This is a genomic window from Dialister succinatiphilus YIT 11850 (assembly GCF_000242435.1).
Taxonomy (GTDB): domain Bacteria; phylum Bacillota; class Negativicutes; order Veillonellales; family Dialisteraceae; genus Dialister; species Dialister succinatiphilus.
Map to the genome: position 1 here is coordinate 400,830 of NZ_JH591188.1, position 16,644 is coordinate 417,473.

The following is a 16,644-nucleotide window of genomic DNA, read 5'->3' on the forward strand; positions in this document are numbered from 1 at the left end:
CCACTGCTGTCACTGACTCACTGGATTTTCAGGTCGCTGATGCTCCCTTACAAATCCAGTTCGCTAGTGCTAAATGTGTTCGCTGTGCACCGCAAGGGCGATACCACAACCTTCGGGCCGCAGGCCCGTCAAACTTACGAACCTTAAGAACTCTCAGCCCCGCAGGGGCTGTCAACCTTCCCCTTTGAACCCTCTGAACCTGTGGGGCGCAGGGCGCCCCACCTTATGTAAAGCAGATTTCCTTGACAAGTCTCCTTTCTTCCTGTATAATGGTTCACGTTGTGGTGATACTATGTCGATAGAAAATATTGTAGAAAAAGGAGAGCTTCTGGATAAGTACGGGGCCCTCCTTACAGACCGCCAGCGGGATTGTCTTGATTTATACTATAATGAGAATCTGACGCTGGCGGAGATTGCGGAGCATTTTCATATTTCCCGGCAGGCGGTGCATGATGCCATGCGCCACGGGGAGGAACAGCTTATGACTTATGAGTCCGCTCTTCATCTTGTTTCCATGAGAGGGGATAAGGAGAGGGCGGCCAGGGAGCTCATGGAATTGATTCCGGATCAGTATCATACCAGAGCTCGTGTACTGATTGACTGTTTATGGGATTGAGGTGACCTTATGCCATTTGAAAGTTTAGGAGATAAGCTGCAGTCTGCATTTAAAGATCTGCGAGGGAAAGGCAAGCTTTCTGAAAGTGATATCGACGGCGCTCTCCGGGAGGTCAGAAGGGCTCTTCTGGAAGCAGATGTCAATTTCAAGGTGGCTAAGGATTTCATCGCCCATGTTCGTGAAAAAGCCATGGGGGAAGAGGTCTTCGGCAGTCTGAAACCGGACCAGACGGTCATTAAGATCGTGCGGGATGAGCTCACGGAACTTTTGGGCGGCACCCAGAGCAAGATCACCCTTTCATCCACCGGCATGACGGTGATCATGCTGGTAGGTCTCCAGGGGGCCGGCAAGACCACCACCGCCGGTAAGCTGGCGCTTATGTTTAAGAAAAAAGGACACCGGCCGCTTCTGGCAGCCTGCGACGTGTACCGTCCTGCCGCTATCAAGCAGCTGGAAGTGCTGGGGCAGCAGACCGATGTACCGGTGTACCGGATGCCGCCGAATGTGGACCCTGTACACATTGCGTCCTATGCTGTGGATACGGCCAGGTCCTATAACCGGGATATCGTCATTCTGGATACTGCCGGCCGTCTGACCATTGATGAAAAGCTCATGGCGGAGCTTCGGAATATCAAGGCTGAGGTGCATCCCCAGGAAATCCTGTTGGTACTGGACTCCATGACCGGCCAGGACGCGGTGACTACAGCCAAGGCTTTTGATGAAAACCTTGGCATCGACGGGACCATCCTGACAAAGATGGACGGCGATGCCAGAGGCGGTGCAGCTCTTTCCATCAAGACTGTCACCGGTAAGCCCATCAAAATGATTGGCGTTTCCGAAAAACTGGACGGCGGGCTGGAAGATTTCCATCCGGACCGCATGGCCGGCCGTATTCTGGATCTGGGCGACCTGGAAACATTGATTGAAACAGCCCAGAGAAATATGGATGCCGAATCCCTGAAGGATGCGGCAGGAAAGATACGAAAGGGTGAATTCACTCTGGATGATTTCCTGCGGCAGCTGAAACAGGTGAGGAAGCTTGGTTCCTTCCAGTCCATCCTGGGCATGCTCCCGGGCATGGGCAAGTTCAAGGATCAGCTGAAGGACATCGACCTGGACGGCAAGGAAGTCAAGCATATCGAGGCAATCATCCTCTCCATGACTCCTGCAGAAAGGACCAATGTGAAAATCCTGAACGGCAGCCGCCGGAAGCGCATTGCCAATGGGGCCGGCGTCAAGATTCAGGATGTGAACCGCATGATGAAGCAGTTTGCTGAAATGCAGAAGACCATGAAGAAGATGAGGGGCAAGAAGATGAATCCATCCAAGTTGGGAAATCTGTCCGGTTTCCCCGGGATGTTCCATAAATAATCGAGACCAATTCAAGGAGGTGAATTTCATGTTAAAAATTCGTTTGACCCGTATGGGTGCTAAGAAGAATCCTTTCTACCGTATCGTAGTTATCGACTCCAGAGAAGCAAGAAACGGCGCTCCTGCTGATACCATCGGCTGGTACGACCCTGCAAAACTGGACGCTCCGGTAAAGATTGATGAAGAAAAGGTTCTTTCCTGGCTTGGAAAAGGCGCACAGCCGACCGACACCGTTCGTTCTATTCTCAGAAAGAATGGCATCCTTGCTAAGTTTGCAGAAGCAAAGAAATAATGGGGGCCGCGTATGAAAGAATTAGTGGAAACACTTGTCAAGGCTCTGGTAAAGAACCCTGATGCCGTCTCCATTACCGTAGTCGAAAAGGGCAGCCTGGAGATTTATCAGGTCCATGTTGCCCCGGAAGACATGGGCAAGGTCATCGGCAGAAAAGGCCGCATTGCCAATGCAATCCGCACCGTTGTCAAAGCAGGTGCCCTGCGTGAAAACCGCAAGGTAGCTGTGGATATTATTTGAGAGGTGCCTTAATGGAAGAAATGCAGATTCTAGTTCCGGTAGCTGTGAAATCCAAGCTCACCGAAACATTAAAGACCACGCTGCTCAATGAAATCGGGCAGAATATCAGCCGTGTCGAACACGATATGGCGCAGCTTGAATTCGAAGCGAATGGCAAACTGGCTGAACAGGCCAAAATCAACATTCAGGCCGTCGCTCCTCTCCGCGCTCAGTACGAAGCCCAGAAAGCCCGTATGCAGCAGGTGAAGGATAAGCTGAATGCTGACAAGGAACACCTGGAAAAGCTGGCTATCGGTGCTGAACTGAACCGTCAGCCCATGAACCGGATCGTCACCGTCCATGTGGGGGATGACATGAACGCCTTAACCGGCGGCGAGATCCTGGTAGAAGATGGAAAGATCATCGCTTTCCGTAACTGATATGAAACCCGATGAAATGATAATCGTCGGCCGAATCGTAGCCCCGCATGGTGTGCGGGGTGATTTGCGTATTCTTCCCGATACGGACAGGCCGGAGATTTTTAAAAAGCTCAAAACCATCTATATCGGAGGGAAACCCTGCCATCTCCTTTCCGCCCGTCCCCACAAGAATGTGTACATCCTTCATGTGGAAGGGGTGGATGACAGGAACATGGCAGAAACCCTGATTTCCAAAGTGGTGGAAGTTCCTTTCTCGGAACTCCCCAAAAGGGAAGAAGGGTCCTACTACTACTTCCAGCTCATAGGGCTTCAGGTAGTGACGGAAGACGGAAAGGCTGTGGGGACTGTGAAGGAAATCATAGAAACCGGAGCCAATAATGTGTACTCCATCAGCACACCGGAAGGAAAGGAAATCCTGATTCCGGCCATACCGTCATGCGTTCTCTCCATTGATGTCGAGGCAGGACGTATGACGGTGCGCCTGCCGGAGTGGGAATAGTTTAACCCTGTGTGCCGGCTGCCCCTTCCCTATCGGAAGGAGACAGGCGGCGGAAAGCCGCTGTGAGGCTGTCAACTTGAAAATTGATATATTATCCCTGTTTCCGGAATTCGTGGAAGCATTCTTTCACCAGAGCATGATCAAACGGGCCCTGGAAGCGGGACTTATAGAAATGGCTGTGACCAATCCCAGAGACTTTACCAAAAGCCGCCACAGACAGGTGGATGACACCATTTACGGCGGCGGGGCAGGCATGCTGATGATGTGCCAGCCGCTTTTTGATGCCTGCCATCACGTTCTCCCTGAAAAAGGCCCGAGGGACCGGGTCATCTTCCTGTCACCGGCAGGAAAGACCTTCAACCAGGACAAGGCGAAAGAACTTCAGAGAGACTATGACCATCTGGTGCTCATCTGCGGCCACTACGAAGGCGTGGACCACCGGGTGGAGGAACATCTGGCAGATGAACTCATTTCTATCGGCGACTACGTGCTTACCGGCGGCGAACTGGGTGCCATGGTCATCAGCGATGCGGTAGCCCGCATGGTGCCCGGCGTCCTGGGAGATGCAGGGAGCGCAGCCAGCGACTCCTTCTACGAACCCATCCTGGAATATCCCCAGTACACCAAACCGGCGGAATACAACGGATGGAAAGTACCGGACGTTCTTCTGTCCGGCCACCATGCCAACATCGCCCGGTGGAGAAGGAAAGAAGCTCTCCGCCGAACCATGGCATACCGCCCGGACCTTCTGGAAGGGCAGGAACTCTCCAAAGAAGACAGAAAACTCATGGCGGAAATTAAGGAAGAACTGATTCATTCATAGATTTTGCTTTCATAAGATAAAAGCAGACACTGATTTAATCAGCATTTCCTCAGGGAAGAAAAGGAGGAGTGACTATGGCACCTGTATACATAGGTCTCATCCACTATCCTATTTACAACAAGCACATGGAAGTCGTCACCACGGCACTGACCAACTACGACCTCCATGACATTGCCAGAACGGCAAAAACCTACGACGTGAAGAAATATTTCATCGTGCATCCTGTGGAAGCACAGCGTGAAATGGCCCTTCGCATTATGAATCACTGGAAAACCGGCGGCGGCGTACACTACAATGCCAATCGCAAGGAAGCCTTTGAAGAAACCGAACTGGTTCCCACACTGGAAGATGCGATTTCATGGATTGAAAAAGAAACCGGCAGAAAACCGGCTATTGTCACCACCGACGCCAGGGTGTATCCTAATACTATCTCCTACGCAGCCATGCGAAGGAAAATCCACGACGAGGATACTCCCATCTTCATTCTCTTCGGTACAGGCTTCGGCATGACCAAGGAAATGATGAAAAAATTTGATTATATTGTGGAACCGATTTATGGCGCCGGCACTTACAATCACCTCTGTGTGAGAAGCGCCGTGGCCATTATCCTCGACCGCCTTCTGGGCGAACCCTGGTGGAATAAAAAGGAGGAATAATTTACTATGTCCGGACATTCCAAGTGGGAAAACATTAAGCGTAAAAAAGGCAAAACCGATGCCATCCGCGCTAGAATTACCACGAAAATTTCCAAAGAAATCACCATTGCAGCCCGCATGGGCGGCGGTGATCCTGTAGGCAACATGCGTCTGAAGCTGGCCCTCACCAAGGCAAAGCAGAACAATGTGCCTAAGGAAAACATTCAGAGAGCTATCGCCAAAGGCGTAGGCGCTGCCAGCGGTGCAGGCTTCGATGAAGTGACCTATGAAGGCTACGGCCCCGGCGGTGCAGCAGTCATTGTCGAATGCAACACCGACAACCGTAACAGGGCGGCAGCAGATATCCGCCATGCCTTCACCCATCACGGCGGTTCCGTAGGCACCCCGGGATGCGTATCCTGGATGTTCAAGAAAAAAGGCTCCATCATTGTGAGCAAGGATGCAGCTGATGAAGACACGGTCATGATGGTTGCCCTTGATGCCGGTGCGGAAGATGTATCCTCCAATGAAGACAGCTATGAAATCACTACAACTCCGGAAGAATTCCTTACCGTATCCGATGCCCTTGAAAAAGAAGGCATTCCGGTAGAGGCCTCCGAAGTGGCTATGGTGCCTGATAACTATGTAAAGCTGGAAGGCGATGCAGCCCAGACCATGGCTCACCTGACCGCTGAACTGGAAGATCTGGATGATGTACAGGAAGTGTACACCAACGCAGAACTTCCGGAAGATGAGGAATAAGGAAATAAGAAGACTCCCTTTGGGGAGTTTTTTTATTGGCATTTTGAAGAGGCATCCAAGTGAAAGGAAGGCTTTTAAATTCTGTTTCATCTCCTGCATAGCTATGCCAAAATATCATTCAAAAATAAATTGATTGCAAGATACGGGCCGGTGCTGTATACTATAAAAGTTCAAGGAAAGAATGCCTGTCCAGGGGGGTTCTTTCTTTTTTATGGGCAGCAGGGCTGCTCCTTCTGTCTGCGGGAAGGACAGAAGTTTTATGTTATTGGGATAGAGGAGGTTTATTTTGCTTACAACAATAAAAAAATGGGTGACCGGAGTGGCGCTGATTAAGCAGATTGCCATAGGTCTTGTGATTGGTATCGTGATTGCCCTGTTTTTCCAGCCGGTGATTCCGGTGGTGAAGATTTTCGGCGATTTGTTCGTGAAGGCCCTGAAAGGGGTAGCGCCGATTCTGGTGTTCTTCCTTGTGATGAATGCCATGGCCCAGAAGAAGGAGAATGCAGAAAACAGCATTCAGCCGATTATCGAGCTTTACATGATTGCCACCTTCTGCGCATCCCTGGTAGGGGTGGGGATGTCGTTCCTTTTCCCTACGACCCTGAATCTGACGGTGGCACCGGATGCGAAGCTGGCACCGCCCAGCGGCATTGTGGAAGTCCTTCATTCCCTCATTCTGAGCGTGGTGGATAATCCCGTATCGGCTCTCATGCATGCCAACTACATCGGTATCCTGGCCTGGGCGGTGATTCTTGGCATTGCCCTTCGCAGCACTGCCGGTGAAGCGACAAGAAACTGCCTCAATGATCTGGCCGGCGCCATTACGAAAATGGTCAGCTGGGTCATTCACTTTGCACCTCTGGGGATTATGGGACTGGTAGCCGATTCCGTGGGAACCGCCGGCCTTTCCGCGCTTCTGGGGTATGCCCAGCTGCTGGGAGTGCTCATCGTTTCCTATGGCCTGGTGGCTTTTGTCATGAATCCTTTCATTGTGTATATGAAGACCCGTAAGAATCCCTATCCCCTGGTGTGGGCCACGGTGAAAGACAGCGGCGTGTATGCCTTCTTTACCAGATCTTCCGCTGCCAATATTCCGGTGAATCTGTCCCTCTGCAAAAGGCTGGGACTCAATCCCGATACCTACACCATTTCCATTCCCCTGGGGGCCACCATCAACATGGCCGGCGCCTCCATCACCATTTCCGTGCTGGCTCTGGCAGCTGCCCATACACTGGGCCTTGCCATCGACCTGCCCACAGCCTTCCTGCTCTGCATCGTTTCCTCCATCGGCGCCTGCGGCACCTCCGGTGTGGCAGGGGGATCCCTCCTCCTCATTCCGGTGGCCTGCGCTTCCTTCGGCATTGGCAACGATATTTCCATGCAGGTGGTGGCAGTAGGATTTATTATTTCCGTACTGGAAGATGCCTGCGAAACGGCGCTGAACAGCTCCAGTGATGTCCTCTTCACTGCTACCGCTGAATTTGCAGACCGGCGGAAGAAAGGCACCCTTCGGGCGGAAGATATGGTTCCGAAGGAAAAATAATAAAATGGCTCAAAGGGGCTGTGAAACAATGGCAATCATTTTTTCACAGCCCTTTTTGCCTGCAAAAAAATAAATATGAAAATTTTAGATATAGTGATTGACAGATGTAAGGGAGTCTGTTATATTAAATGTAACACAGAAAGTTACATATTTTATACAGAATGAACAGAATCATTCTTCATTGATAGAAAGAAGGAATTCAAATGGAAATTACAATTTTTGGCAAGGGCAATATGGGAAAGGCCATTGGCGGCAATTTTGAAAAGGCAGGACAGAAGGTCACCTATGGAGGCCGCGATTTCAAAGGGGCCCTGGGAGACATGGTGGTACTGGCCGTTCCCTACGGCGCCGTGGACAGCATCCTTTCTGCCCATAAAGAGGAACTGGCAGGCAAAGTGGTGGTGGATATTACAAATCCCGTGAACTTTGATACCTTCGACGGTCTGGTGGTGCCGGCAGATTCCTCGGCAGCCGCTGAAATTCAGAAAAAGGTGCCGGAGGCTCTGGTGGTCAAGGCCTTCAATACCACCTTCGCCGGCGTGCTTTCGGCAGGAAAGGTAGGAGAGAAGGAACCGACGGTGGTACTGGCAGCTTCTGACTCTGCAGATGCTAAAAAGAAACTGGCCCAGGCCCTGGAAGGAAGCGGACTTTCCGTCATGGATGCAGGCTCCCTGAAGCGGGCTCGTGAAATGGAAGCGCTGGGATTCCTGCAGATTTCTCTGGCAGCAGGAAAGAAGATTTCCTGGACCGGCGGATTTGCAGTTCTTCACTGATTCCTTTCCTGGAAGACAGACAAGGCGGGTTATGCCCGCCTTACTTTTATTTCCGCAATCTGCTATGATAACAGTATCAGATGCATTGAAATGAAGGAGGTACCATGCAGGTTTCCAGTCAATTTACCATTGCCATTCACATGCTTTCCTATATAGCCCTTTACCAGCATAAGGAAAAGATTACCAGCGACGTGCTGGCCGGCAGCATCGAGGTGAATCCGGTCATCATCCGCCGCCTCCTTTCCCGCCTGAAGGGGGCCGGCATGATTACAGTGCACCGCGGCACCGGCGGCACCTTTCTGGCCAGAGAACCAAAGGATATTACCCTCCTTGATGTTTATGAGGCCACGGAAAATTTGAAAGAAGAAGGTCTCTTCCACTTCCATGAGCATCCCAATCCCCGATGTCCCGTGGGAAGGGATATCCACCACGCGCTGGATGGAAAACTGGCAGAAGTGCAGAAGGCCATGGAAGACAAGCTGGCATCCTTTACGCTCTCTGACGTGGCAGGGGATATTACCGTGTGAGGGTTATGGGCGGTGAGGTTCGTTTCGCAGAACTTTTTCCCCAGTCTGCGTCAAAGCTGCGGCCCTCATGATGACAAAAAATTTATACCTCTTTATAGAAAATGACTATCATAAATTTTGATAAATTTTCTCAAAAAAGGTGTACAATAGAGATGCAGGAAATCCTGCCTCTCTTTGTTCGTCAAAAACAGTTCCCCACCAGAAAGATATTTTCAATCATCCTCCTCCAATTTAGGGAACTGTTTTTCTATACTCTCTTTTGGGGGAGCTGGAATTTCTTGACCCTGGCGGAGTTCTCTTATATAATAAAACTATTCATGCGAGCGTGGCGGAACTGGTAGACGCACAGGATTTAGGATCCTGCGCTTTGTGCATAAGGGTTCGAGTCCCTTCGCTCGCACCAAGAAAGGCTGTGAAAAAATGGAAATCATTTTTTCACAGCCCTTTTTATTGTGAGATATTATCAGAACGTGACTGGTTTTCCGTAGTAAGCGCATTCCAGGATGCGGCCCATGGTTTCATCATCCACTTTCCGCGGGTTTTCCGGGGTGCAGGCGTCCAGGACGGCATTGTGAGCGATGGCGTCCTTCTTTTCCAGGTACAGCGCTTCCGGAACACCGTAATCTTTGAGGGAAAGAGGAATGTCCATCATGCGGTCCAGGTGCCGGATGGCATCTTCATAGGACAGAACCAGCTGGGCGTCGGTGTGGCCCGGCAGTCCCACAATGCGTGCCAGGTCGGCATAGCGGCTCATGCAGGCCTTCTTGTTGTACTGAATCACATAGGGCAGGAGGATGGCGTTGGCGCAGCCGTGGGGAATATGGAACACAGCGCCGATCTTATGGGCCAGGGAGTGGGTGATACCCAGAAGGCCATTGGAGAAGGCCATGCCGGCCAGACACTGGGCGATGTGCATTTTACCCCGGGCTTCCTTATCGCCGTGATAGGATTCCAGTATACTGTCAAAAATGTCAGAAACTGCCTGTTTGGCCAAAGGATCGGTGAATCCGTTGGCACAGGTGGAAACATAGGCTTCCGTGGCATGGGTGAGGGCATCCATACCGGTGTGGGCAGTGAGCTTGGGCGGCATGGTGAGCGGAATATCCAGGTCAAGAATGGCCAGGTCCGGCGTCAGGTTGAAATCGGCCAGGGGATACTTGATGCCCGTACTATAGTCCGTAATCACCGAGAAGGAAGTGACTTCCGTAGCGGTGCCGGAGGTGGAAGGAATGGCCACGAAAATGGCCTTCTGCCGGAGAGGCGGCAAAGAGAAGGGTTTCTTCACATCGTCGAAGGACAGCTCCGGATGTTCATAGAAAACCCACATGGCTTTGGCCGCATCAATAGGAGAGCCGCCGCCGATGGCTACAATCACATCAGGCTGGAATTCACTCATAGCTTTGGCACCTTCCCTGACGGCCTCGATGGAGGGATCCGGCGCAATGCCTTCCATAATGCGGGTTTCCATGCCGTTATCCTTCAGTACCTTTTCTGCTTTCTGCAGGAAACCGCCCCGACGCATGGAATGGCCGCCGGTGCAGATGAAGGCTCTCTTATGGCCCTTCAGCACAGCCAGTTTCTCAATGGCACCATAACCTGCATAGATATCTCTTGGCAGTGTAAAACGGAACATAAAAATCTCCTCCTTTTTACGAAAGATGCCGGCCGCCTGCCTGTTTTCCGGCATCAAGGCCGGCCTTTATTCTGTTTAGAACGATTCTGGTACAGGTATCTTTTACTATTATATGTATCCCTACCCGGAATCCTTCTTTTGGTTCACCCTTATTATAACGCTTTTAAGGAAGGCGAGAAAGATTCTTGAGAAAACTGTATAAGCATTTGATTAGATATGACTAATAGTCATTATTATAAAAGCGGCGGGACATGGGAAAAATTCCCTGTAAAATCCTGTTGTACTCCCTGTGGAAACTGTGATATAGTGAGATAAATATTTTAACGTATTCTCGTCGTGGGAAAGGAGCTCCTGTTTCATGAGCATGCTTAAAGAATTTAAAGATTTTGCCCTTCGCGGCAATGTGGTGGATATGGCAGTCGGCGTTGTCATCGGGGCCGCTTTCGGGAAGATCGTTTCCTCCCTGGTGAGCGACATTATCATGCCGCCGCTGGGATACATTCTGGGAGGCATTGATTTTTCCAATCTCTTCCTGCCTCTGTCCAGGGTGCCTGTTTCTACCATGGCTGAAGCCAAGGAAATGGGAATCCCTGTCATTGCCTATGGCCAGTTCCTGAACAATGTCATCGACTTCCTCATTGTGGCCTTCGCTATTTTCATCGTAGTCAAGCAGATCAACCGCTTCTTCCCGAAGGCACCGGCCAAAGAACCGAGAAAATGCCCTTACTGCAAAGAAGTCATTGCCGACGATGCCACCCGCTGCCCTCACTGCACGGCAGAACTGAAGTAATAGTATAGAAAAAGGTTCAGAGGGGAAGGGGTGACAGCCGCTGCGCGGCTGATTCGCGTTCCCTTTCCCGCCGGACTCGTCATTCTGAGCCGCAGGCGAAGAATCTCGGTGCATGACGTTAGTGGCACAGCAGCCGTTAAGGAAGCGCTGATTAAATCATTGTTTGTTTTTATTCTTGAATTTTTATGCAATGCGAGGAATGGGCTGACGCGAATAGCGAGCTATTTAAGGAAGCCCATGACGAAACAGTGCATAAAAATTCTTATAAAAGAAAACTCTATGAATTAATCAGTGCTTCCTTAAATGCCAGTCGGCGGGAAGGAGCCAAACGTTACGTGCATCCTTTCCTGCCGGACTCGTCATTCGGGGTCGGTCAGCCGAAGAATCCTGGTACTTGCCGCTAGTGATACATAGGCCGTTAAATGCCAGTCGGCGGACAGCAGATAGCGGAAAGCTGTCTCAACAGCTCACCAGCTCACACTAGCTCACTAGCCCACTGGCCCACTCATCTCCCATACACGTCTAAAGCCTCCCTTGCGGGAGGCTTTTTTGGAGACGTTGGATTGTTGAGAAAGATTGGTAACAATGAGTGGAACCACCACGGCCAATGGTGATTTCCTTTTTGTTTACGACTATATGATACAACGGTTTACTATCATTGTCAAGCATATCTCCAAAATAAAATAACAATAATTAACAATATAACTGCTTTCCCTTTTGCCATAGGTCCGATTCATAGGGTATAATAGAATTAGTAAAAATGACTCTTATTCAAAAGGAGGATTTCCCATGAAAAAAGAACTGGCAGCGCTGGCTCTTGCCTGTGCCCTGATTCCCGGCGTATCCATGGCGGCTGATAAACTGCCTTCGTCGGAAAAGCTGATGAATGACTATGATAAGTATGTGGTGGTGTATACCTCTGACGACGAGAGGATCTACGCCGATGCCGATACCATTGAGCGGGATCCTGTTTCCGCCGGTGAGCTTCCGGTCATCCGGGCCACCCTGTATGCAGAAATTTACAAGGATCCCCTCACCTGGCCGGATTATGGAAATTACCGCATGGTGGACTATATCCTCCGGTATGATACGGCGGTGGGAGCAGACCAGCTGGGGCAGAAAATCAAGTACCGTATCCTGAACAAGCTGGAAGGCGCCTATACCCCCGATGGCAAAGCCGTGTCCTATCCCGGCAATCCCAATGAACCGGCAGACGAAGCAGAGGATATTTACATCGCTCTTTACCGCGTATCCAAAACTTCTTATTAAAGACAAAGGGGTCCCGGGAACCGGCATTTCCCCCATGTCTCTGCCTTTACAAAGGTAAATAAAAATTATATAATAGTATTAATAAAATACAAAGCAAAGGAGCCTTACCATGCTGCAAGGCTCCTTTTATTTGTCTTAATGATACGAAAGTACGGTTTTGTAGGAAATATCCGGCCACTGGCCCATGGTAAAGGCCTGCGAAATCAAAATTGGAAGGGCCCGCCAAGGAGCCCTGATGGAGATGTGGATATGCAGCTTTTTATAGCAGGTGGATGCGGTGATGAAGGAAGAAATTGTTTCTACGTGGAGGGAGACCGCCACGCTTTTATAGTGGATGCAGGGACCTCTACCGACGGGCTGGACCGGATACCGGACCTGACACCGGAGCAGATTCATAAGGCAGAGTATCTCTTCATTACCCATTCCCACAGGGATCACACCGGGGCCATTGAGTACCTGGTGAAACAGGGATTTGAAGGGCCGGTGCTCATGTCTAATCAGACCTACCGCCAGCTTCACTATAAACCCTGGAATACCATGATTCTGGACTCCACGGCGCCGGAACTGGAACTGGAGCCGGGATTTCGGGTGAAATGGGGACGTACAGGCCACTGCGCCGGCGCCGTGTGGTTTCATATTTTTGTAGAAGGAAGAAGCCTTTTCTTCTCCGGCGATTATCGGGAAAATGATACCTTCTACCGCTGCGACGCCGTGCGGGGCCTTCACGCCGACATGGCAGTCATTGACGCTGCCTACAGCAGGATGGATAGGGGGAGGGACCTTAGAAGACAGGTGGCAGACACCGCTTCCTCTCTCATGAAGGACGGCGCGCCCCTTCTCCTGCCGGTGCCCCATTATGGAAGGGGCCTTTCCATGGGGATCCTTTTCCATGAGACCTTCGGCAGGGACCATGGGATTTATATGTCGCCCAAACTGTACGATGAATGGCTCCATCTGGGTCACAGAAAATATTTCGTCCATGATGAAATCACGGAACTTCCCTTTTCCATCTTCCAGCGCTGGGATAACGAAACCATTGAAAAAGAAAATATCTATTTCCTCACTGACGCCCAGCTTTCCAGAGCCTCCAGCCGTCAGCTGATTCTGGACCATCCTGATATGGGAGTCCTCCTCACCGGAAGCATTCACGGCTACGGAAAAGCCCGCTGCTTCTTCCAGACAGGAAGAGCCAAATTTGCCCTCTGGCCCAACCACCTCACCTGGCAGGAAATGGAAGACCTGAAGGCTGAGAATGACATGCCGCTGGTGGTGCCTTTCCATAATAAAAAGGTGAAGCCCGAAAATGATACCTTCATCTTTTAGAAAATTCTTCAGCGGGAATGAAACCGTTCTGCTTTCCTGTCCTTTCCTGCGTATGATATAATAAGAAAAAGAAAAGATTCCCCGTTTCACAGGAAAAGAAAGGTGGGGGTTTTATGTTAAAATATAAAAAAATTCTGGTTCCCTATGATGGTTCCGACCATGCGAAAAAAGCACTTCTCCATGCCATAGACCTGGCAAAGGCAGGAGACGGCACGACCCTCTATATTGCCTCTGTGTGCAATATGGTGTCTGCCATGAGCAACTTCGACCAGGTATCCATTGCCGAAGGCTGTCTCACCACGAAGCTTTCGGAAGATCTGGAAGAACAGTGCAAAGATGATCTGAAAGAAGCAGCCGCCATGATTCCGGAAGGCGTTGCCCACGAAGAACTGTACGAAGTGGGATCTCCGGGACCGGTGCTTCTCAATATGGCAGAAGAAAAGGGCTGCGATCTGGTAGTCATGGGCAGCCGCGGCCTTGGACCGCTGAAAGGTATTTTCATGGGCTCCGTATCCAGCTACATGGTGAGCCGCTCCAAATGCCCCGTACTGATTGTGAAATAAAAAAGAACTGTGAGGAAATATGAATCATTTCCTTACAGTTTTTTATTGCTCCCCTATTCTCCTGAAAATTCTTCAAATGATGGCATGCTGCCTGTCCCTGCGTCATCCCGATGTGCAGCTTGGGGCATGGTAAATCGGCACCACAAAAAGGCCTCACATACATCTGTGAAGCCTTCTTGCAGGGAAAAGAACATACCACAGGGCAGGCATTCCGCCATGCTCCTCATTTTGCTCCTGGCCGTTATGCTCTTTGTTTTCCATTTTCCAGTGCACTGAAGCGAAGCAGCCTCCTTCCATCCCCTCCCTCCTGCTCCATGGATGGGCGCCTGCAGGATTTCTGAGAGGACTTCGCCGGTGCTGTTTCTATATGGATAGTCATGGGGAAGGGGAAGAGGTATCAGGAAGGGAAAGGCTGCACATAGTCTCAACTCGCCTTTTCTACAAAAGTAATATATAATATAAAAACGAAATAAAACGTAAATATATTATTTTATAATAGAATTGAGTTCTACTCTTTTACATGAAATATGCAATCATATATTTATACAAAGAAACAATAAAATAACCATCTATAAAGGGACGCATTTTGCTTCAATGCATTGAGAAAATTAAACCTGCCAGGATGCTGTATCTTTTGAAAAGACAATTAAGAAATCTATTTATTATAGATAATACTGAATAATATGACTATTAGGAGTTGCTGGGCAAGTCTTCAATTGATGTGGATGATTACGCTTTGAAGTTAAATGGCACTGGGAATTTAGGAAATGCGATTGGCAGAATAGTTGATTCAAGACGTGAGTATGTTAAATATTTATTAAATGGTGGATACGAATCTATTAATGATATTGAGTTCGGGAAAAGGCTAAATCAATATCATTCTGCGGAGGATTAAGAATATGAATGATATTAGCTTTGCTATTGGCTCTCCTCTGCTATTTTTTAGCGGCAGTGCGGTTTCGCTATATTTGGTTTATATGATTTTCCATTATATTTACGACAGTCTGGCAAATCACTTGATTCGTAGAGAGAATTTAATTAGCTATCTCATCAGCCTTATACTATTGATAAATTGCTTTTTATTGTCGCTGGTTTGGATAATTTCGACTAGTATTAATTTGAAAATAAATGATGATGAGGATATAAATACAGAAATTACCCTGGGAATATTTTTATTAGAGTTTGCCGGGATGTTTGCTCATGGATGGATTTATAGTCATTTCATTTTGAAGAAGGATTTCAGCTTTAAGATTTTTAGTAAACGAATGATGAAATGCATTCTTGTTATTGCATTTATCATGGGTATGCAATTTTTGATTATCTTTAGTTATCATTTATATTTATTGCAGTTTGTTAAGTTAATAGGATCCTTATGGAGCTAGATTATGAAAGAAGACTACAGATATTAGCAGCAGCCTTCAAATTGAGACATGATTATGAATATTTTGAAATATATGAAAAAGCATTTAGGTGTTAGCGGAACTGTGCTGTTAATAGGAATAATTACTGTTTTTGGGCTATATATCTAGATGTAAGAGGGTTAGCATATGTTTCCATTATTTTTTGTGGAGTTAGTTTATTGATTAATAAAGATGGAAATATTAACTTGTAAAAGAACGCTTTTCCTGTATGATTGCGGGGATATTGAGATTTTCTTACTAAATGAGAAAATAGGTTCTTCTCACTGGAAAGCGGCAGGGATATGATTCTTAAAGGAAACCGGATAGAAGGGGAAAAAGTACAGGCAGATGCAGGCGGAAGCCTCAGCATGGAAAGTGAACAGGACAGGAAGACCTACCGGGAAAATGGAAAGAACACCGGTATCTCCCTGGGCTATGACATTCCTTCCGGCAAAGTATCCGGCTTTGCTTCGACGGGTAAATCTCACACAAACTCCCGTTACGAAAGCGTGACAAATCAGGCAGGCATTTACGCCGGAGACAAGGGCTTTGACATTTCCGTCAAGGATAATACCCACCACAAAGGCGCCGTCATAGACAGCAAAGGCGATGCGGATAAGAACAATCTCCGCACCGGTACTTTAAGCTGGGAAAATGTAGAAAATAAAGCCGACTACAAAGCAGGCGGAATGGGCATCTCCTATGTTCCCAAAGACAGCACCACGCCCCTCAACTCCCGTGGCCTTACGCCGTAGATGAGCCCCACCGCGAAGGATAAGGCAGGCAGCACTACCAAAGCGGCCATTGCGAAAGGGACTATCGTTATTACGGACAAGAAGAACCAGGGGAAGGATATTTCTACCTTATCTCATGCTTGGGAGGATAATAATAAATGATACTTAGTGATATTTCAGGCTGGCTTATGTTGAGCGGAGTTGAAATTTATGCTGCACTTTTTATTTTAGCTGTTATATATCAAAACCTCAAACTTCGCACACGGAAAACATCCCGTATGCCTTGATAAATCAGCTTGAACTGAATGTCGAAAGCCATTCACGCACACTTCTGTGCACGCAGACGACTCATCCAAAGAGCGGGCAGATCGTTCAGGAATCGTTCCAAGAGCGATTCGACCAGCAAGACTTCTGACGGATATTCTGCCCGAA

The 16,644-nt window shown here is 48.9% G+C and carries 19 protein-coding genes and 1 tRNA gene; 19 read left to right on the top strand and 1 reads right to left on the bottom strand.

Annotated elements, in window-relative coordinates; genetic code table 11:
* Nucleotides 1–292 precede the first annotated feature (292 nt).
* The 13 genes from ylxM (at nucleotide 293) to HMPREF9453_RS07355 (ending at nucleotide 8,903) form a co-directional block, all read left to right on the top strand.
* Nucleotides 293–616 (top strand): YlxM family DNA-binding protein, encoded by a 324-nt coding sequence (gene ylxM / locus HMPREF9453_RS07295; RefSeq protein ID WP_008859914.1) that lies wholly within the window; start codon nucleotides 293–295, stop codon nucleotides 614–616.
* A 9-nt stretch (nucleotides 617–625) separates the two neighbouring features.
* Entirely contained in the window at nucleotides 626–1,987 is a 1,362-nt protein-coding gene (gene ffh, locus HMPREF9453_RS07300) for a signal recognition particle protein (RefSeq protein WP_008859915.1), read from the top strand.
* Nucleotides 1,988–2,015: 28 nt separating this feature from the next.
* On the top strand, nucleotides 2,016–2,279 hold the full coding sequence (gene rpsP, locus HMPREF9453_RS07305) for a 30S ribosomal protein S16 (protein WP_008859916.1): 264 nt from the start codon (nucleotides 2,016–2,018) through the stop codon (nucleotides 2,277–2,279).
* A 12-nt stretch (nucleotides 2,280–2,291) separates the two neighbouring features.
* Nucleotides 2,292–2,519, top strand: coding sequence for a KH domain-containing protein (locus tag HMPREF9453_RS07310; protein ID WP_008859917.1), 228 nt, complete (start codon nucleotides 2,292–2,294; stop codon nucleotides 2,517–2,519).
* 20 nt (nucleotides 2,520–2,539) lie between these two features.
* Nucleotides 2,540–2,938: a YlqD family protein gene (locus HMPREF9453_RS07315; RefSeq protein WP_232217338.1), complete on the top strand. Its 399-nt coding sequence runs from the start codon at nucleotides 2,540–2,542 to the stop codon at nucleotides 2,936–2,938.
* 1 nt (nucleotide 2,939) lies between these two features.
* Nucleotides 2,940–3,437 carry a ribosome maturation factor RimM gene (rimM, locus tag HMPREF9453_RS07320; protein ID WP_008859919.1) on the top strand — a complete coding sequence of 166 codons (498 nt, stop codon included), beginning with the start codon at nucleotides 2,940–2,942 and terminating at the stop codon, nucleotides 3,435–3,437.
* Nucleotides 3,438–3,513: 76 nt separating this feature from the next.
* Entirely contained in the window at nucleotides 3,514–4,260 is a 747-nt protein-coding gene (gene trmD, locus HMPREF9453_RS07325) for a tRNA (guanosine(37)-N1)-methyltransferase TrmD (RefSeq protein ID WP_008859920.1), read from the top strand.
* Between the two features lie 74 nt (nucleotides 4,261–4,334).
* Nucleotides 4,335–4,916, top strand: coding sequence for an RNA methyltransferase (locus HMPREF9453_RS07330; protein WP_008859921.1), 582 nt, complete (start codon nucleotides 4,335–4,337; stop codon nucleotides 4,914–4,916).
* A gap of 6 nt (nucleotides 4,917–4,922) precedes the next feature.
* Nucleotides 4,923–5,657, top strand: a complete 735-nt coding sequence (locus HMPREF9453_RS07335) for a YebC/PmpR family DNA-binding transcriptional regulator (RefSeq protein ID WP_008859922.1) — start codon at nucleotides 4,923–4,925, stop codon at nucleotides 5,655–5,657.
* Between the two features lie 286 nt (nucleotides 5,658–5,943).
* The gene (sstT, locus tag HMPREF9453_RS07340; protein WP_008859923.1) at nucleotides 5,944–7,200 is read left to right on the top strand and encodes a serine/threonine transporter SstT; all 1,257 of its coding nucleotides are present in this window, start codon (nucleotides 5,944–5,946) and stop codon (nucleotides 7,198–7,200) included.
* 203 nt (nucleotides 7,201–7,403) lie between these two features.
* A complete protein-coding gene (locus tag HMPREF9453_RS07345; protein WP_008859924.1) occupies nucleotides 7,404–7,973 on the top strand; it encodes an NADPH-dependent F420 reductase in 570 nt (189 codons plus the stop codon).
* A gap of 104 nt (nucleotides 7,974–8,077) precedes the next feature.
* Complete coding sequence (locus HMPREF9453_RS07350; RefSeq protein WP_008859925.1) at nucleotides 8,078–8,500, top strand: Rrf2 family transcriptional regulator; 423 nt, start codon at nucleotides 8,078–8,080, stop codon at nucleotides 8,498–8,500.
* Nucleotides 8,501–8,819: 319 nt separating this feature from the next.
* A tRNA-Leu gene (locus HMPREF9453_RS07355) sits at nucleotides 8,820–8,903 on the top strand.
* A 60-nt stretch (nucleotides 8,904–8,963) separates the two neighbouring features.
* Here HMPREF9453_RS07355 and HMPREF9453_RS07360 read toward each other — a convergent pair.
* Nucleotides 8,964–10,133 carry an iron-containing alcohol dehydrogenase gene (locus HMPREF9453_RS07360; RefSeq protein ID WP_008859926.1) on the bottom strand — a complete coding sequence of 390 codons (1,170 nt, stop codon included), beginning with the start codon at nucleotides 10,131–10,133 and terminating at the stop codon, nucleotides 8,964–8,966.
* A 358-nt stretch (nucleotides 10,134–10,491) separates the two neighbouring features.
* Between HMPREF9453_RS07360 and mscL the strand changes: the two genes are divergently transcribed.
* The 6 genes from mscL to HMPREF9453_RS07390 all read left to right on the top strand — a co-directional run bounded on the left by mscL (nucleotide 10,492) and on the right by HMPREF9453_RS07390 (nucleotide 16,233).
* Nucleotides 10,492–10,923, top strand: a complete 432-nt coding sequence (gene mscL, locus HMPREF9453_RS07365; protein WP_008859927.1) for a large conductance mechanosensitive channel protein MscL — start codon at nucleotides 10,492–10,494, stop codon at nucleotides 10,921–10,923.
* 789 nt (nucleotides 10,924–11,712) lie between these two features.
* Complete coding sequence (locus HMPREF9453_RS07370; RefSeq protein WP_008859929.1) at nucleotides 11,713–12,192, top strand: hypothetical protein; 480 nt, start codon at nucleotides 11,713–11,715, stop codon at nucleotides 12,190–12,192.
* Nucleotides 12,193–12,441: 249 nt separating this feature from the next.
* Nucleotides 12,442–13,515: an MBL fold metallo-hydrolase gene (locus tag HMPREF9453_RS07375; RefSeq protein WP_008859930.1), complete on the top strand. Its 1,074-nt coding sequence runs from the start codon at nucleotides 12,442–12,444 to the stop codon at nucleotides 13,513–13,515.
* 113 nt (nucleotides 13,516–13,628) lie between these two features.
* Nucleotides 13,629–14,078 (top strand): universal stress protein, encoded by a 450-nt coding sequence (locus HMPREF9453_RS07380; protein WP_008859931.1) that lies wholly within the window; start codon nucleotides 13,629–13,631, stop codon nucleotides 14,076–14,078.
* 899 nt (nucleotides 14,079–14,977) lie between these two features.
* Complete coding sequence (locus HMPREF9453_RS07385) at nucleotides 14,978–15,460, top strand: hypothetical protein (RefSeq protein WP_008859932.1); 483 nt, start codon at nucleotides 14,978–14,980, stop codon at nucleotides 15,458–15,460.
* A gap of 302 nt (nucleotides 15,461–15,762) precedes the next feature.
* Entirely contained in the window at nucleotides 15,763–16,233 is a 471-nt protein-coding gene (locus HMPREF9453_RS07390; RefSeq protein WP_262359552.1) for a hemagglutinin repeat-containing protein, read from the top strand.
* The last annotated feature ends 411 nt before the right edge of the window (nucleotides 16,234–16,644 follow it).

Coding starts and splice junctions, on each gene's coding strand:
- HMPREF9453_RS07310 (WP_008859917.1), top strand. CDS start 2,292: ATGAAAGAATTAGTGGAAACACTTGTCAAGGCTCTGGTAAAGAACCCT.
- HMPREF9453_RS07315 (WP_232217338.1), top strand. CDS start 2,540: ATGCAGATTCTAGTTCCGGTAGCTGTGAAATCCAAGCTCACCGAAACA.
- ylxM (WP_008859914.1), top strand. CDS start 293: ATGTCGATAGAAAATATTGTAGAAAAAGGAGAGCTTCTGGATAAGTAC.
- rimM (WP_008859919.1), top strand. CDS start 2,940: ATGAAACCCGATGAAATGATAATCGTCGGCCGAATCGTAGCCCCGCAT.
- HMPREF9453_RS07335 (WP_008859922.1), top strand. CDS start 4,923: ATGTCCGGACATTCCAAGTGGGAAAACATTAAGCGTAAAAAAGGCAAA.
- rpsP (WP_008859916.1), top strand. CDS start 2,016: ATGTTAAAAATTCGTTTGACCCGTATGGGTGCTAAGAAGAATCCTTTC.
- mscL (WP_008859927.1), top strand. CDS start 10,492: ATGAGCATGCTTAAAGAATTTAAAGATTTTGCCCTTCGCGGCAATGTG.
- HMPREF9453_RS07375 (WP_008859930.1), top strand. CDS start 12,442: ATGCAGCTTTTTATAGCAGGTGGATGCGGTGATGAAGGAAGAAATTGT.
- HMPREF9453_RS07360 (WP_008859926.1), bottom strand. CDS start 10,133: ATGTTCCGTTTTACACTGCCAAGAGATATCTATGCAGGTTATGGTGCC.
- HMPREF9453_RS07345 (WP_008859924.1), top strand. CDS start 7,404: ATGGAAATTACAATTTTTGGCAAGGGCAATATGGGAAAGGCCATTGGC.
- HMPREF9453_RS07385 (WP_008859932.1), top strand. CDS start 14,978: ATGAATGATATTAGCTTTGCTATTGGCTCTCCTCTGCTATTTTTTAGC.
- HMPREF9453_RS07330 (WP_008859921.1), top strand. CDS start 4,335: ATGGCACCTGTATACATAGGTCTCATCCACTATCCTATTTACAACAAG.
- HMPREF9453_RS07380 (WP_008859931.1), top strand. CDS start 13,629: ATGTTAAAATATAAAAAAATTCTGGTTCCCTATGATGGTTCCGACCAT.
- ffh (WP_008859915.1), top strand. CDS start 626: ATGCCATTTGAAAGTTTAGGAGATAAGCTGCAGTCTGCATTTAAAGAT.
- HMPREF9453_RS07350 (WP_008859925.1), top strand. CDS start 8,078: ATGCAGGTTTCCAGTCAATTTACCATTGCCATTCACATGCTTTCCTAT.
- HMPREF9453_RS07370 (WP_008859929.1), top strand. CDS start 11,713: ATGAAAAAAGAACTGGCAGCGCTGGCTCTTGCCTGTGCCCTGATTCCC.